The organism is Paenibacillus kyungheensis, from assembly GCF_028606985.1.
Taxonomy (GTDB): domain Bacteria; phylum Bacillota; class Bacilli; order Paenibacillales; family Paenibacillaceae; genus Saccharibacillus; species Saccharibacillus kyungheensis.
The window spans coordinates 554,195-571,514 of record NZ_CP117416.1; the positions used below are offsets into that span (position 1 = coordinate 554,195).

Annotated in this window: 14 protein-coding genes; 12 read left to right on the forward strand and 2 right to left on the reverse strand. The window is 38.0% G+C overall.

All coding sequences use genetic code 11. From position 1 onward, the window contains the following. Positions 1–29: 29 nt before the first annotated feature. The 4 genes from PQ456_RS02435 to PQ456_RS02450 all read left to right on the forward strand — a co-directional run bounded on the left by PQ456_RS02435 (position 30) and on the right by PQ456_RS02450 (position 5,538). A complete protein-coding gene (locus PQ456_RS02435; protein WP_273614702.1) occupies positions 30–1,316 on the forward strand; it encodes a glycosyltransferase family 4 protein in 1,287 nt (428 codons plus the stop codon). Between the two features lie 59 nt (positions 1,317–1,375). Further along, entirely contained in the window at positions 1,376–2,743 is a 1,368-nt protein-coding gene (locus tag PQ456_RS02440) for a sugar phosphate nucleotidyltransferase (RefSeq protein WP_273614703.1), read from the forward strand. Beyond that, positions 2,707–3,888 carry a glycosyltransferase family protein gene (locus tag PQ456_RS02445; protein WP_273614704.1) on the forward strand — a complete coding sequence of 394 codons (1,182 nt, stop codon included), beginning with the start codon at positions 2,707–2,709 and terminating at the stop codon, positions 3,886–3,888. Before PQ456_RS02440 ends, PQ456_RS02445 begins: the two co-directional genes overlap by 37 nt. Before the next feature lie 321 nt (positions 3,889–4,209). Then, complete coding sequence (locus PQ456_RS02450; protein WP_273614705.1) at positions 4,210–5,538, forward strand: UDP-glucose dehydrogenase family protein; 1,329 nt, start codon at positions 4,210–4,212, stop codon at positions 5,536–5,538. A gap of 195 nt (positions 5,539–5,733) precedes the next feature. Here the strand turns inward: PQ456_RS02450 and PQ456_RS02455 are convergent, their stop codons facing one another. Next, entirely contained in the window at positions 5,734–6,081 is a 348-nt protein-coding gene (locus PQ456_RS02455; RefSeq protein ID WP_204826536.1) for a helix-turn-helix domain-containing protein, read from the reverse strand. Positions 6,082–6,725: 644 nt separating this feature from the next. Here PQ456_RS02455 and PQ456_RS02460 point away from each other — a divergent pair. Beyond that, positions 6,726–7,304 carry a xanthine phosphoribosyltransferase gene (locus PQ456_RS02460; RefSeq protein WP_273614706.1) on the forward strand — a complete coding sequence of 193 codons (579 nt, stop codon included), beginning with the start codon at positions 6,726–6,728 and terminating at the stop codon, positions 7,302–7,304. A 96-nt stretch (positions 7,305–7,400) separates the two neighbouring features. Here the strand turns inward: PQ456_RS02460 and PQ456_RS02465 are convergent, their stop codons facing one another. Next, positions 7,401–8,615 carry an MGDG synthase family glycosyltransferase gene (locus PQ456_RS02465; RefSeq protein WP_273614707.1) on the reverse strand — a complete coding sequence of 405 codons (1,215 nt, stop codon included), beginning with the start codon at positions 8,613–8,615 and terminating at the stop codon, positions 7,401–7,403. Positions 8,616–9,248: 633 nt separating this feature from the next. On the opposite strand from PQ456_RS02465, the gene PQ456_RS02470 reads away from it, so the two are divergent. The 7 genes from PQ456_RS02470 (at position 9,249) to PQ456_RS02500 (ending at position 15,325) form a co-directional block, all read left to right on the forward strand. Beyond that, on the forward strand, positions 9,249–9,437 hold the full coding sequence (locus PQ456_RS02470; protein ID WP_069329489.1) for a hypothetical protein: 189 nt from the start codon (positions 9,249–9,251) through the stop codon (positions 9,435–9,437). 341 nt (positions 9,438–9,778) lie between these two features. After that, positions 9,779–10,510, forward strand: a complete 732-nt coding sequence (locus PQ456_RS02475) for a hypothetical protein (protein ID WP_273614708.1) — start codon at positions 9,779–9,781, stop codon at positions 10,508–10,510. A gap of 42 nt (positions 10,511–10,552) precedes the next feature. After that, a complete protein-coding gene (locus tag PQ456_RS02480) occupies positions 10,553–10,942 on the forward strand; it encodes a GntR family transcriptional regulator (protein ID WP_273614709.1) in 390 nt (129 codons plus the stop codon). 49 nt (positions 10,943–10,991) lie between these two features. Next, positions 10,992–11,924, forward strand: a complete 933-nt coding sequence (locus PQ456_RS02485; RefSeq protein WP_273614710.1) for an ATP-binding cassette domain-containing protein — start codon at positions 10,992–10,994, stop codon at positions 11,922–11,924. Between the two features lie 113 nt (positions 11,925–12,037). Next, positions 12,038–12,943: an ABC transporter ATP-binding protein gene (locus tag PQ456_RS02490; protein ID WP_273614711.1), complete on the forward strand. Its 906-nt coding sequence runs from the start codon at positions 12,038–12,040 to the stop codon at positions 12,941–12,943. Beyond that, positions 12,936–14,276, forward strand: a complete 1,341-nt coding sequence (locus PQ456_RS02495; RefSeq protein ID WP_273614712.1) for an ABC transporter permease — start codon at positions 12,936–12,938, stop codon at positions 14,274–14,276. The genes PQ456_RS02490 and PQ456_RS02495 overlap by 8 nt, the downstream gene beginning before the upstream one ends. A gap of 20 nt (positions 14,277–14,296) precedes the next feature. Then, entirely contained in the window at positions 14,297–15,325 is a 1,029-nt protein-coding gene (locus PQ456_RS02500) for a peptidoglycan DD-metalloendopeptidase family protein (protein ID WP_273614713.1), read from the forward strand. Positions 15,326–17,320: the final 1,995 nt, after the last annotated feature.

Genomic DNA, 17,320 nt, shown 5'->3' on the forward strand with positions numbered 1-17,320 from the left:
TGAGTCCTATAGACAAAAGAGGGATGAGTGTGAAACCAAAAATAGTTTTTGTCATTAACTACTTTTATCCCGACTATGCATCAACGGGACAATTATTAACCGAGTTATGTCTGTACTTACAACATGACTTTGATATTACAGTTATTGCTGAATGTCCTCCAGGTTATGGAGGCGAAGCCGCACCGAAAGGGCGTTATATTACCGATCACCTTGAAAATATTAAAGTGATTCGTATTCGTCTTCCTGAGGTCGATAAGCAAAGTAAATTCAGCCGGATCAAGTATATTTCGACATACTTCTTCTATGCGACTTACTTGTTATTGAAGCAAAAAAATACAGACTTTATCTACACGATCTCTACACCACCGGTATTAGGTGGACTGATCGGTACGATAGGCAAATTATTCAAACGTTCTAAACATATCTACAATATTCAAGATTTCAACCCTGAGCAAGCAGAAGCTGTTGGATACACCAAGCGTCAATGGATCTTCAATGTGGCTCGTGCGATCGATAATATCAATTGCTCGATGGCAGATCATATCATTACTGTTGGTAAAGATATGCAAGAGACATTGGTTAACCGCTTTGGTGGACGCAAGCATATCGAAAATACCGTCATTAACAACTGGACGAATGAAGAAGAAATCGTTCCGTTGGACAAAAATCATCCACGAGTTGCCAAGTTTATTGCCGATCATGGCTGGCAAGACAAATTCGTTGTGATGTATTCCGGTAATCTGGGTCTGTATTATGATCTGGAAAATCTAATGACGATTATACCGGGTCTAAAAGATTGCAAAAATCTGGTCTTTGCTTTTATCGGAGAAGGTGCGGTGAAGAAAAAGATGCAGGAATATGCAGCCCAACATGGACTCGAACAATCCGGTCAAGTGTGTTTTCTCCCTTTCCAACCGAAAGAGGATTTGAAATATTCGCTTAATGCTGCTGATGTTCATCTGGTCGTGAATCAGAAAGGCATCAAAGGGGTCTCCGTTCCAAGTAAAATCTACGGCGTGATGGCGGCTGGTAAAGCAGTACTTGGTGTTCTTGAATCAGGTAGTGAAGCACATCGCCTTATTGTCGAAGGAGCTTGTGGACTGGTAGCAGAACCTCAAAATTATGAGGATATTGCGATTCAACTTCGTCGTCTGTACGAGATGGATGCTGAAGAAATTCAAGCGATCGGTCAGAATGGACGGGATTATCTGGAAAAATATTTACGCCGCGATGTATCGCTGGAAAAATATCGTCAGCTATTGTTATCCATGGCGACACAGTCCCCGTCAACAACTATGGTTTCTGAATCAAGATAAATATAGTCGGAACGACCAACCATCCGTAACATACTAAAAAAGAAATGGGAGGGATTGGAGTGAAACTTATCCTTTTATCTGGAGGTTCAGGTAAGCGTTTGTGGCCTCTGTCTAACGATGCAAGATCAAAACAATTTTTGAGAGTACTGGAAAATGAAAAAGGTGAACTGGTATCGATGGTTCAGCGTGTATGGAATCAATTGGATGCTTGTGGATTAAGCGAGTCTAGCCTTATCGCAACTGGTCAATCTCAAGTCGAGATTATGCGGAGTCAAGTCGGTGCTGATGTACCCCTTATTATTGAGCCAGAACGAAGAGATACGTTTCCTGCTATAGCACTTGCAGCAACCTATCTATATTCTATGGAAGGTGTCAGTCTGGATGAAGTCATTACGATTTTGCCAGTCGATCCTTATGTAGACAATATGTTTTTTGACACTGTAAAAAGTATGGAAATGGCACTACAAGAATCCGATGCGGATATCGCACTAATCGGTGTAGAACCAACCTATCCTTCTTCTAAATACGGATATATTATTCCGTCAGGTGAAACAACAGAAACCGGTCTACGCAAAGTAAGCCGTTTCCAAGAAAAACCGACCGAAGAATATGCAGAACAATTAATTGCTGAAAATGCACTGTGGAACTGTGGTGTATTTGCTTTCAAACTAGGCTATCTGATTAGCTTACTTGAAGAAAAAGGATTACCTATTCAATACGAGCAATTCCTTAAACAATATGATCGTTTACCAAAAATCAGTTTTGACTATGAAGTTGTCGAGCAAGCGAATAACATTATTGCTCTTCCATATACCGGCTACTGGAAAGACTTAGGTACATGGAATACATTGACCGAGGAAATGAGCAGCGTACAAATCGGACGCGGTATTATCAGTGAAGATTGTGAAAATACGCATCTCGTAAACGAAACGAACGTACCTGTTACGATTTTGGGTATGAAAGATGTTGTTGTTGCTGTTAGCCCGGACGGTATTCTGGTATCGGATAAAGCATCCAGTCCACGTCTGAAAGAATTAGTGAATTTCGATCAAGGTCCTATGTATGAAGAGCGTCAATGGGGCTGGGTCGTTGTATTGGATGATCAGAAGTATGAAGACGGACGCTGTGTACTAACGAAGCGTATCGGTCTGCAAGAAGGTAAGAACCTGAGCTATCAGTCCCATACCGATCGTGAAGAAGTGTGGACAGTCGTTAAAGGCGAAGGTGAATTTGTGCTAAACGGTAACATGATGCGGGTAAGAGCAGGGAACGTACTGCATATTCCAGTCAAAGCACTTCATAGTATCCGTGCAGTGAAGGATCTAGAAGTGATCGTTGTCCAAACGGGCTTCAATGCGCAGAACGATCAAATTGTGGAGCTATTCCATTCATGGGAAGAGATCGAACAAAACTGCATGAAGATTTGATCACCATTTGTTATTACATTTCAGATTATGGATATGGACATGCGACTCGAAGTATCGCGATTATCCGCACGATATTAGAGCGACATCAAGATGCACCTATCCGCTTAATCGTGAATTGTGGCAAAGCATTACCGTTTTTAATAGATTCGTTGCAATCACAAATGATGCCAGCGATCTCTCAAGATCACCATATCGAATTCAGAAGCATATTCTCGGATACGGGTTATGTGTTACACAACGATTCGATAGCAGCAGATATACAAGGCCTTAGACAACAATATAATCTCGATATGTCGTTGTTTGAAGAAAGAATTACCCAAGAACAGCAATTTTTAGAAAATGTGCAAGCACAACTGGTCATTAGTGATATTTCACCGATTCCATTTGTTGCAGCACAGCGTACAGGTGTAGAGTCGTTAGGTATTTCCAACTTTACATGGTACACCGCTTATCAAGATATGTTGGACAAGTCAGATCTGAATCAGTTACGCGAAGCATACGCGCAGATGGATCATTTTATCAGTCTAGCCGGTTGTGCTGAACCACAATGGGGACGCAAATGCCGGATAGATACTGGATTCTTTTGCAGACAGCCTGATCTTCAGGAAGTCGAACGTATTCGCACAGCATTAGATCCGACCGGAAAACGCAAAATTATCTTTTTTGGCTTAGGTCGTAGTATACAGGTAGATCATTGGTCAACGATGGAACTGTGGGATAGTGAAGATTGCGTATTTATCGTATCTTCCAATATGGATATTGACCATCCTAATGTCGTGCAGATTCCTGATCAATATACCGAATCACAGAATTATGTAGCTGCCGCCAATCTGGTGATAACCAAGCCAGGATGGGGCACCGTCTGTGAAGCGATCGAGTTAGCAAAGCCACTCATTTTGCTTAATCGCAGTCACTTTTATGAAGATCGTCATACGATTGCAGCTGTTCCTGTCGATCATCCTTTGTACTTGATGTCATGGGAAGAGATTCAGCAACTTACATTTGCGGCTGAGGATCGGATAGATGAGCTTGAGCATTCGCCGCCAAGCAAAGTGTCAAGCACTGATCATCATGTATCCAGCTCAACTCTGATAGAGATTGCTGATTATATTCAGAATCTTTTACATCATGTAAAAGTAGTCTGAACTTAGTGCATAACGATCCAGGCGATAGCACCCCATAATAATAGTGAAATTGCAGTGCCCCATAGGCATCCTTTTGCAAATGTTGGATTAGTTTGATATCTCATAATGGTCAGCCTCCAAATATAGAATGAGATTGAAAAATATTTGTCCAATCATAGATTGAATCCGTACTAGATTGAATCTGTCAATCTGACAAATGAATCAATTTCTTATAAATACTATATCGGTTGAACTACGGGATAGATGAATAGAGGTTTTGGAATAACATACTCAATCTGTTTTGAAATATAAAATTACAAATAAGGAACAGGAGTGGTAATGATGAATATTACTGTAATAGGTACAGGTTATGTAGGTTTGGTATCAGGTGTCTGCTTTTCAGAAATAGGAAACAACGTGCGTTGTGTGGATAAAATTGCTTCTAAGATCGAAACATTGCAAAGCGGTGGCATCCCGATCTACGAACCAGGTCTTCAAGAAATGATGATGAAGAATGTAGAAGCAGGACGACTAACATTTACAACGGACTTGAGTGGACCGGTATCCGAATCGGATCTCGTGATTATTGCAGTAGGTACTCCACCACTTCCTTCCGGTGAAGCCGATCTACAATATATCGAAGCAGCAGCTCGTGAGATTGCTCTTTCTATGAAAGGGTACACGGTTGTCGCTGTGAAAAGTACAGTCCCTGTTGGAACCAATGAGCGCGTAAACAGCATTATTGCTTCTTTGACAGATCAACCTTTTGATACAGCTTCGATTCCAGAATTTTTACGTGAAGGTTCTGCGGTTAAAGATGCATTTAATCCAGATCGTCTGGTATTGGGTGTACAGACACAACAAGCAGCAGACTTGCTACTTGAATTGCACCGTCCATTGACAGAAAATCTAGTTGTAACCGATATCCGTAGTGCAGAAATGATCAAATACGCATCGAATGCGTTCCTTGCAACAAAGATTTCATTTATCAACGAAATTGCTAATATCTGTGATAAAGTAGGCGCAGATGTTGACGAAGTCGCTAAAGGGATGGGATTGGATCGTCGTATCGGACCTTCATTCTTGAATGCGGGTATCGGTTATGGTGGTTCTTGCTTCCCGAAAGATACTCATGCTTTGATCCAAATCGCAGGTAATGTAGAGTATGACTTTAAATTACTCAAATCTGTAGTTGAAGTCAACCAAGCACAACGCTGGGGAATCGTTGATAAGTTGTTAGAAGCATTAGGTACATTGCAAGGTAAAAAAATCGCTGTCTGGGGTCTAGCGTTCAAACCAGATACAGATGATATTCGTGAAGCACCATCCTTGGAGATCGTACCGAAATTAGTAGAATTCGGTGCTCTACCACAAGTATTTGATCCAGTAGCAGCAGAAAACTTCCGTCGTGAATATGATCATGAGTCTATTACTTTTGCAGAGAGTGCGCTAGAAGCGGCTCGTGGTTGCGATGCAGTCTGCTTGTTAACCGAGTGGGGCGAGTTCGTGAATATCGATCTTAAAGAAGTCGAAGCGGTTATGAACCAATCAGTACTTGTAGATGGACGTAATGTGTATACTGCACAACGTGTGAAAGAAACAGGTTTTGATTACCATTCTATGGGTCGTCCAGCATTGCTTCGTGATAGCTTTATCGCAACTCAATCATAATCAAAGATTCTAACCTATAGCAAAAACCGACGCTGAAGATCAACTTCAGTGTCGGTTTTTTTGCTGTTGTATTCAGATATGAGGATCAGAACATCTATCGATCATCACTAGCAAATAAAAGAGCTTCAGGTGTATATCGTAGTTGATTATCAGTACGCTCGATCGGCGCTAATCAAGAGAAATAGAATGGAAATTTCACTGTGTATGGGAACGATCTCTGACAACACGCTCTAACAATTGACGAATCAATTGAAGATCTTCTTCTTCTAAAGGAACACCGTCCCAATGAAGTTGAGTATAATTTAAAAATTCGCGTGCATTCGTATTTTGTTGAGCAGGATCAAATTCTTCGGTCAAACCGAGTAAATAATCAGAAGTAGTACTCAATTTTTTAGCGATAGATTGGATCGTTTCCAAAGTGGGTTGTCTGTATCCGGACTCGTAGCCTGCATACGTGCTTTTGGCTACTCCTACATGATCTGCAACTTCCTTCATCGACATATTTCGCCTTTTGCGAAGTAGTTTGAGGCGTTTGGCGAACAATACAAAAACCCCCTAAATAACCTAAAATGTGTGCGACTTGGATGCTGTTACAGTTAGGAAAAAAGCCGCAGACAATAATACATATTATATCATGTGAAGTTATTATTGCCTATATAAATACAATTCCTAACTAGCTTGTAGTATCAATCATACTCCCTATTTCGACGATATGCGTTGTTATACGGCTATATACTAATTTAGTAGATAAATTATAAAGAGTGGAGTCTATGGGATATATATCTTAGTATATATACTGATTAGGTAAAATTGCATATGCTGTTTTATGTAAAATCTAAGTATACAACATATAACTTAACTACTTAGTTATTTATTTACTCAATAACCAAAAATTGTATATAAAAAATGTACGTAAAAATAAGGTAGTATGGATCACTTTATATATCGGAATTTAGAAAAATATTATGAACTTACTTTACATATAAATGAATAATAGTTATATAGTCCTACTATACCATTACTTTATTATTTTTTACTATGGTATTTGGACAAATAACATAAATTATTAAAAATAAATTAATTAATATTGAAGAACATCTTACAGGTAGAAGCGAAGCAGACATGATATAGTTTAGATACTTTAGCTTGATCCTATTCGTTATATTTACTCAAGGAGGAATACAATAATGGAATTGCTTCGTCAAAAAGTAATCAATGAAGGTATCGTTTTGGAAGGGCAGGTTCTGAAAGTAGATTCCTTTCTGAATCATCAGATGGATCCGCTATTAATGAAAGAAATCGGTAAAGCATTTACGCAATTATTCGCAGATACCGGTGTAACGACTATTCTGACTATTGAGTCTTCAGGAATCGCTCCCGGCATTATGACAGCATTAGAGTTTGGTGTGCCATTGATATTTGCACGTAAACAAAAGTCACTGACTCTTACTGAAGATATCTTTGTAGAAACGGTATATTCGTATACCAAAAAGCAGAGCAATGATATCACCGTCTCCAAAAAATTTATCAAGCCAGGCGACCGGGTACTTATTATTGATGACTTTCTAGCGAACGGAGAAGCCGCTTCTGGACTTGCTCGTATAGTCAAACAAGCAGGAGCAGAAGTAGTAGGAATCGGCATCGTAATCGAAAAGTCATTCCAACCAGGAGCACAATTGTTGATCGATGAAGGATATCGGTTAGAATCGCTGGTGCGAATCCGCTCATTAGATAACGGACAGGTTCAATTTGTAGACACACCGTGATAGATTCACATTCATGATGGTATTGCTCTGTGGAATAGAATAGATGCTTTGTATTATGTGTTAGCTCTACAGTGCGCTGGATCGCTCCATTGAAGTCTAATTTATAGTGGTTTGTAAATTAGGCTTGAGCGATACAGATCGTAACTGAGCAGCGTGTGCTTGAGACAGATAGCGTTCAATCAGATCATCTGCAATATAGCTTGCTGCTTGAGGAGTCTGAAGAGTTCGTAGCTGTGTCTGCATATGTTGTAGAATTTCTGGTTGATCCAGTGCTGTCATAAGCCGTTCAGCTAGAGCAGAAGAAGAGTCGCATACTTCAGCAGCTTGATACGATTGCAAATACAGTGCATTGGCTAATTCTTGTCCCGGTACAGGCTTGAGTAGAAAAAGAGGTAATTCACAATGAATACATTCAGCCACCGTCACCCCGCCAGGCTTGGTGATTACACAATCACTCATCATCATCCATTCACTCATCCGATCTGTAAAACCTATAATCGTAAACGCAGGATGTTCGCTATAGTGACTAGCTAACTCTTGTAACAAAGATTCATTTTTGCCGCAGATTACTATCACTTGTGTATCTGTACGTTCAGCAAGTTGATCACACACTTCACGAACATTTTTGAGTACCCCATAAGCACCGGCAAGCAATAGAACTGTTTTGTGTTCAGGTATTAATCCAGCTTGAATACGAAGTTGCTTGCGATCAGGTACGTCTGTTACTGGATGCTGGGCTGTGAATAGATTCCGATCAAAGTCAGCACGTAAAGGAATACCTGAAACGCTAATCCGCTCTGGTGGTACACCCTGAGCTAACATATCTTGCTTCATATCGGTAGAAGGTACATAGTAATGATCGATATGAGGATGAAGCCAGCGTCCATGTAGATCATAATCGGTTAGTATATTAACAAGTGGCATCGTTAGTTGCCAGCGCTTTTTCATAGTAGGCAACACCAATTGCGGAAACGTATGAATCACCAGATCAGGTTGTTCCTGCTCCAACATAGCTTGCAAGCTTCGTATTCCCAATGAATGAAGTGCTTTGCCAAATAACGAAGTGGCTTTCATTTTGCGGGTATTATAATACACCCATCCATATAAATGAGGAATCGTAGTGAAGCTTTGCATATAAATAAACTGGCTTATTTTGTTGATCCATGGATGAGATTCAGCCATCACATCAAGTAATGTTACATGTGGAACACCACGTTCTAACAGACTAGCTTGCAACGATTTGGCAGCTTGATAATGTCCATGACCATAGCTTGCATATACGATTAGAATCGAAGACGAATTGTGCGGCATACGAAAATTCCTTTCTAAGCCAAATGTATTCTATTTCCATAAAAAGCTGCTTCTATAGGTTGCCTGAACTTGAGCATAGCACGAGCGGTTATAGATAATCCAATATGGGCTGGATGACTATAGCAAATAGAAAAGCAAAAGCAACGTTCTCTTATTGTTTACCCTGTACAATCCTTTTAGAGACAACCTTTTTGACTACAGTGACCAAGCAACAGAATTACATATCATATACGCAATATATCCAACAAAGATTCGCCAAAAAATTAACCTATTTCGTGCCTTTTTTTAACAAACAAAAGTGCTATAATCTTAAAAAGTATGATATTATAAAATAATAAGGTGCTTAGATAAGGGTTGGCGTTGAACACGTTGCTAACAGCGACCAACACACTAGAGAGGCGCTCACATGCGCAGGGATATACCATATGCGGGTACATCAGCCTTGTACTAAGAAGATAAGAGCATTCAGCCGGATTGATTCAGCATTTCTCTTAAAGGGTATGTAATATGTCAGATGCCCGCAGAAAGTGCTAAAAGATCACAGATGAGATACAACTTCATATCTAACTACAAACACACCAAAGGATCTTTTCGGCGTTCTCAAAAACAAGGCACGTTTTGGGAGGGAATTCCATGGCAACTAAAGGACACAACGAAGTCAAGGAAAGTCTACGGGAAATGACACGCATTTTTCGGCCTAAGGATCCAAAGAAATTTGTTAAGGAATATGTTCGCAAGTATCACATAACCGGGGGATACGAAGAAGAACTCACGCTTCTTGTCGAGGATGAACTTGTTAAGCTAGATTCGTCCGTCTCTTGATTACGTATGTAAGCACATGCGACGATTATTGAAAATGTAATGATTATAATTTTATGTAACAACTGAACAATGAATGTGATGATTATTTTCGTAATTTAATGAAAGCAAGACATACCGTCCTTTGGCGACTGACCGCCAGAGGACTTTTTTTTTGCTTTTTTGAGACAGAATTTATATTTAAAATAGTATAACAACGTAAATTGATGATTTTTAATGATATAGATCATCATCTCTCCAAAATAAAAAAAGGAATATCTCCAAATCTATTGACAGTGTATATATACAATGTATACTGTGTATATAGATATATACAGTATATACACTGGATGGAGGGTATATTGATGAGCGAGAATTTCAAGTCTGGTTGGATATTGGCTCGTAAAGATTTTTCGAACAATCGGATGATGTTTGTCTGGTCTACGATCTTTGTACTTTATATGGGCGGAGTATTAGGTTTACTTTTTTATACAGGTACACTGGCTGGGAAAAATCACTTTTTACAATCCAGTACAACTGATTTTATTATGCTGATCTGTGCACCGTTGTTAGGAACTGATTTTTCTAGACGAGCGTTTAATTTGCAAAAAGAAGATACTTACACCAAAAATTTAATCTATCTTCGCATTTTACCTGTTTCTTCAACAGCGATTATATGGGGAAGAGTTCAGCAGATGGCGCTTATCTTTTTATATAATTGGACATTGTTTTTCTCTATTTTGTATATTATGAGAATTCGTTTTGAAGTAGATATTTCATTTGTTTCTTATATTGCTTTTGCGCTCACTTGGGCTGGCTTTTGTATAGCATTAATGAGTTTTTATTTATATTTTGAATTTAGTCTTTCCGGTAAAAAGTATATCAAATTTACGTTTGTCGTTATTTTTGTACTGATTCTCTTGTCGATCGGGAGTGTCTGGTTAGATTGGAATATCACGAATAACTTTTTATTAGTAGCGATGAAATATAGATTAGCGTCACCGCTGATGTGGAGTGCTATTGGGGTCGGTATAGTGTGTATGACGTTATCTATTTATGGCATTCGGCGTACATTACGGCATAGAGATTTGGTATAAGATAATGTATTTGAGAGTGCAACGGTTAGGAGGGGTAGAGGTATGAAGATACCTGTGCAGATCAATGAAGATAGTGCTGAGCCATTATATCGGCAGGTGGAGAATCAATTACGTTCTCTCATTATTGGAGGAACATTACAAGAAGGTACATTATTACCCTCTATTCGTGAATTTGCCGCCGATCTGAAATGTAGTGTGATTACGATTCGACGCGTCTATCAAGACTTGGAGAACGAAGGATGGTTACGCACACGTCAAGGAACAGGAACATTTGTGATGAAAGTCGAACAAGGGCAACTTACCCAGATGAGTGAAGAGAATGTACGTAAAATTTTGAATGAAGCTATTCAGAAAAGTGCCGCTCTAGGCTGGGATCAACAGCAGTTGCAACAATTGTTTGCAGAGTTATTACAACAACATTTTACAACATAACAACACTATTGAATGATAAGCCTATTATATAGCTAAGGAGGAAAAAGCTATGCAGGAACAATCAGTCATTTCATTACACGAAGTCTACAAAACACGAGGTCAACATACGATTGGCCCGATTAATTTTGAATTGCCTCAAGGATATATCACTGTTCTTGTCGGTGAAAATGGAGCAGGAAAAAGTACCTTATTAAATCTGATGATGCAGACGATTTATCCAGATCAAGGATGGATGACATGGTTCGGTCAATCCGAGAAAGATGAGTTACCTCTTCATATTCGGCAGCGGATCGCTTATGTATCAGAGCATTCATCGATTGAAGAAAATCGAATGACAGCGTTAGAAGCCGCTCGCTTCCGTTCTCATTGGTATCCTAAATGGAATCAAAAAAAGTTTGAACAGTTGTTGATTGAATTTCAAGTACCATCCAATACCCATCTAAGCAAAGTCTCCAAAGGGCAACGACAAAAGTTTGAATTTGCCGCAGCTATTGCGACTACACCGGACTTGCTACTGATGGATGAACCTTCTTCCGGGCTAGACCCGTTTGCCTGGAAAGATATGATCCGTACATTGCACCAACTTATGGATACCAGTGATCTTAGTATCCTCATTACAACTCACCGGATGGAAGAAGTAGAACGACTTGCTGATTATGTCATGCTGATGAATGACGGCATCATCTACGGAATAGAAGAAAAAGATACACTTTATCAACAATGGAAAGAAATATGGATCAATGCTGGCGCAGGCGATACCGACGTAATCCATAACTTGCGCGACTGCGATGGTATTATCGCATGGGAAGTACAATCCGATCTATCTGTACGCATCATCACCACAGATGCTCTACAACTAGAAGCCGCCGCCGCTGAAAACGGAATCCCTACCCAGACCAGAGGGCTAGAATGGGAAGACTTGTTATACTATTGGCGTAGCGCTTGGAACCAAAAGCGCGACCAAAGTAAAATAAAAAAGTGATTTTTGCGTCAGCAAAATATCTTACGATAAGCGCTTGGCTCCATAAGCGCAACCCAAGTCCAAAGAAAAAATGATTTTGCGTTAGCCAAATATCTTAAAGGAGCGATCAAGCGATGAAACCATTGGTATTGAATCAAATTATCAAACATTATGCAGGGACAACAGCGGTAGACAACTTGTCCTTAGAAGTAGAAGCAGGAGAGATTTACGGCTTACTAGGAGCAAATGGAGCGGGTAAAACGACAACAATGCGCATGGTACTCGGACTGATTTATCCAGACGAAGGTGAAATTTTGTATAATGGTAGGCCATATCGGACAGAGTTACAACACAAAATGGGCTATCTTCCAGAAGAACGTGGATTGTATCCTAAAATTAAAATTAGTGATCAGCTAGTCTATCTCGGACAATTACGTGGTATGACTCACAAAGATGCAGTGCAAAGTCTTAAAAAGTGGTTGGAACGATTTGATGCGATGGAATATTTGGATAAACGGATCGAAGAACTTTCCAAAGGGAATCAGCAGAAAATGGGCTTTATCGCTGCGGTTATTCATCATCCCAGTATTCTTATTTTAGATGAAGCATTTAGTGGACTTGATCCGGTGAATGTGGAAATGCTCAAAGAAGTCATTCAAGAATTACGAGATGAAGGAACAGCGATCTTATTTTCAACTCACCGGATGGAACATGTAGAAGAACTATGCCGTAATATGACGATACTACGTCGCTCCAAGCCGGTACTACAAGGTAATTTAAGAGAAATTAAACATACGTATCCGCGCGAAAAAGTTGTTTTGCGTACAGCACATCCACTTGTCGGTTTACAAGATATCGCAGGAGTTACAAATGTAGAACCACAAGATGAAAATGGTCGTTATCTGATTCATATCAATCAAGAAGAAGCGACACAACAGATTTTACAATTAGCGATGCAACAGGGAAGTGTAGAACAGTTCGAGATCAAAGAACCAACATTAAACGAAATCTTTATTAAGGTGGTGGGCAATAATGAATAAGCTAGGGCATGTAATTAGCTTTACCTATCGTAATAAAGTTAAAAACAAATCATTTCGTTGGACAACGTTATCACTTGCCGTATTATTGCTGATTGGACTAAATATTCCGTATTTTATTCAGTTATTTTCAGGTAACAACGGGGAAGATAATCTGAAGATTGCTATCGCAAGCAGTAATTATGATGAGATTGCTACTCAAATTCAGCAAGCTGCGCAAAAGCAACAACAAGCTAAGTCTTCTACAGACAATCCAATGATGAATGCAAGTAGTGACTTACAGGATACAAAGCTACAATGGCAAGATCAATTTGAATCCGAAGCCACTTTGCGGAAGCAAGTAGAAGATGGCAAGATTGGCGGATATTTATTATTACAAAAGCCGTCTCAAGGCGATCCTGCGTTCCCTGCCGTTACGTATGTGAGTGAAAAAAATGATGTTGTTATTCAAAGTCTATTACAGACGGCTACACAAACAGCCAAAGTGCAATATATTGCCGCAGGCAAGTTAACCAATACACAGTTAGAACAGATCGGTACGCCGGTCACAGTGAATCATACTTCTCCAGATGATCTTAATGGCAATGCCAATTCCAAAAAAGAAAATCCAATCAAGTCTAACACTGAGAATTATATTCTGGTCTATTTACTTATGGTGCTATTCTTCTTCTCGCTGACGATTACAGGCAATATGATTGCATCCGAGATTACAGCAGAGAAAAGTTCGCGGGTAATGGAGATATTAATTTCCAGTCTGTCTCCACTGACGCAAATGTTCGGTAAAATTATCGGTGTTTTCTTAGTCGGACTCACACAGATTGCTTCATACGGTATCGTGATCGCAGTTAACTTATCTCTACCATATTATCAAGAAGTACTCGCTAAGTTCGATCTGCATGTTAGTAATCTATCTTTGAATATTGTTGGATTTGGATTGTTGTATTATGTGTTAGGTTACTTCTTGTATGCGACCTTGTTCGCGGCGATTGGATCGATCGTAAGTCGTACAGAAGATTTGGGACAAGCGATCTCTCCGATTACGATGTTAACATTGGCTGCATTTTATATCGGAATATTTAGTATCTCCAATTCAGATTCGTTATTAATGCGTATCTCTTCGTATATTCCGTTCTTCTCGCCGACAACATCTATTGTACGAATTGGGCTTGGCTCTATGCCAATCTGGGAAATCGCGATATCTATCGGTATTTTACTGGTATCTATCCTGTTCTTCGGCTGGTTATCTGCCAAAATCTATCGCACCGGTGTATTGATGTATGGAAAACGTCCAAGCTTGAAAGAACTACGCAAAGCAATGAAATCTTATAAAATTTAGTAAGTAAGAGGTGCAATAATATGAAAAAAAACAATAACGTAACATGGATGCATTACAGTAAATGGGCGTTAGCGCTTGGAGCACTCACAGTGGCAATTACAGCTTGTAGTGGTACGAATACAGCCCAACCAGCTACAACAGTGGATACAACGACTCCAACTACAGCTACAGAGCAACCGACTACGCCAACAGCTAAGCTTACAGCAGAAGAAGTTCCAACTGCCTTGCTAGAAGGCCAATATAAAGAAGTATATGCTCAATTTAGCGATAATTTTAAAAAGCAAATCTCTGAAAAAGATTTTGTCAGTTCAGCTGAAGCCTCTCTTCAATCTGTCAAAGCATTTAATAAAGCCGCAGATATGGAGATCAACGATGCAGATGTGCGTTCATGGGTTAGTGATTCAGGAAATATAGGGCTTAACCTAACAATAGACCAGCAGGGAACGATTCTAGGGCTACAAGCCAAAGCCTTAACGCCTAAACCTGCAACCGATAAAGTTACGACCAAAAATGAATATGCGTTTCCATTTAAAGGCGACTGGTTTGTGTTCTGGGGTGGGAATAATGCGTTGATCAATTACCATTATGAGTACGAAAGTCAGCGTTATGCGTATGACTTTATCCAGCGCAAAGATGGATTTTCTTACAAAGGCGATCCACTCAAAAATGAAAGCTATTATGCTTTTGGACAACCGCTATATGCACCTGCGGATGGTAAAGTGGTATCGGTATTAAGTAATATTCCAGATAACGAGCCTGTAGGTAAAATGAACCCGAAAGTACCTGCGGGTAACGAGATAGTTATTGCGCATAGCAATGGTGAATACAGTGTGATTGGTCATATGAAAAAAGGATCGGCATTAGTAAAAGTCGGAGATAGGGTCAAGACTGGCGATAAGCTAGGATTGGTTGGGAACTCTGGTAATTCCAGCGAAGCGCATTTACATTATCAGGTGTCTGATGGGGCAGACTTGTTCAAGTCCAAAGCGATTCAGATCAAGTGGCAAGATGGAAGTAAGCCTGTGCAGGGCGAGACGGTTAAAAATTGAATTATAATTGCTTGATAAATATTATAAAATAATGAATAAAAGAAGCGCTAGAATAATAATCTAGTGCTTCTTTTATGTTTTTTATAGTAAATTTTTAATTTAATTTTATTATGAAAAGATCAAATTAATGAACGAATGTTCCCATTCTGAAAAAGGGAATTTTATAAAACCAATAGTGTTATTCATAAAGAATATATTATTAAATTTTTCCGACTTGAATAGTCCGAAATTTTCAATCAAATTCTAATATGTTAATAGAACTCATAAGAATATTCATTTTAAATAAACTTAATAGATCTAAAATGAGAAATTAAATATAAAGTGAGAAAATGATAGTGATTATTAGTCTGCTAAGAAGCTGGGATGCTCGTATAATAAAAAATTATTTCAGAGCAGACGAAGCAATAAAAAAATGATTTATTAAATTTACTTTTTTTAAATTGCTTGCAAGAAAATATGTTCTTACAGCATTTGAATTTTTCTTAATTATTATTAATTTTGAAATGGTAACTATGCCTCTTGTAACAAGAATATTTTTCTTGATATTTATAATTATACCGTATACAAGAATTACATATTTTCAAATAAAAAAAGTTAAAAAACAAAAAAATATGTTAGTGAGAGTAGAAACATTTTTTTTAATAGTGATAGATATGATTGGAAACAAAGGCTATATTTAAACAGAAAAAAATAAAATTATTTTTTAATTTCTGTATTGTATTTATGCTTTTTATCTATTTCTTAATGCCCTTTTTTTATGAAGCAAATAATAGTAAAAAACCTTTAGAATCGATTATGCAACTAGGATTACGATATTGCCATCGTTCTATTATAGAAGAATTAAGAATGAATGATAATAATGAAAATAATGAGAAAAGACAGTATACAAAAAATACAGCACAGTTTCTAAACATTCATTATCCAGAATCATATTGATCGTTAAAAGTACTTTGGGCAAAGCTAATTTTGGATGTGTGGCAACGGAAGAAGTTAAGTGAAATTATTCTAGAAATAAAGAAAAAATATCATGAATTAATTGAAGAAATGCTACCAGAAATTTTTTTGTAATAAATCTATCTTGTGTTGATACATTAAGAAGTCATTTAGTTCGATTCATGGAGTAAAAGGAGAAACACATTTTGCAACTTTAATGTTAGAGTCAACCGGACCGACTGGAACAAATCAATATTCAATTTTTTAATAGGTGATCATCAGCCACAAATGATTGAGAATCCTAATATAGAAGATATTTTTAAATTAGCTTATGTAGCTTTGAGCCGCCCATGATACTTTATTGATATAGCTATGCATGAAGATAACCTATCTGATTTAGAAGCAATGCAGCAAAATCGTATGGATGGAAAATTGTCAAACTTTCTGATATTCCTAAATTCTCCATAAATTAATTTGTTTAAGTTCAAAGATATTTATATATGAAAAGACTTAGCTATAAACAATAGCAACCAAATTCTATGAAAATTCGTATAAAAAGTTGCAAGTGAAGCGAATATTAATCTTGAGAATCTTTTATCTTCGGATAATTATAAAAGGGTTCAATAATATACAGGTAGTTAAAAAATTTCCTATTTAATATTGTTTTCAGAGTTACAAAGAAGCCATTATCATTTTAGTAGCTTCTTTGTAGCTTTATTTTTTGATAAAGTGAACAGTTTTTATAATAAAAGATATTTAAAATTTAATTAACTATAGTGTATCTTATAAGTTCTACTCTAAAACAAGTAAATAATTATCTGTCTATAAAATTGTGATTATACATATAAGTACGTGATTTTTTTATCCTTATCAACAAAGTAGTCTTCCTCAGTATTTGTATTCTTATCTTTAGCAAGTTTTCCTATCCTATCAATTCCAATCTGTGAGAAATGTTCTTCATTTGAGCTTTGAGTAGATATTAGAAACAAATGAACTCCTTTTATGTTTGTGTATCATTTGAATCAATAATTATTTTCTCAGGATATTGAAATTGGAAAATTT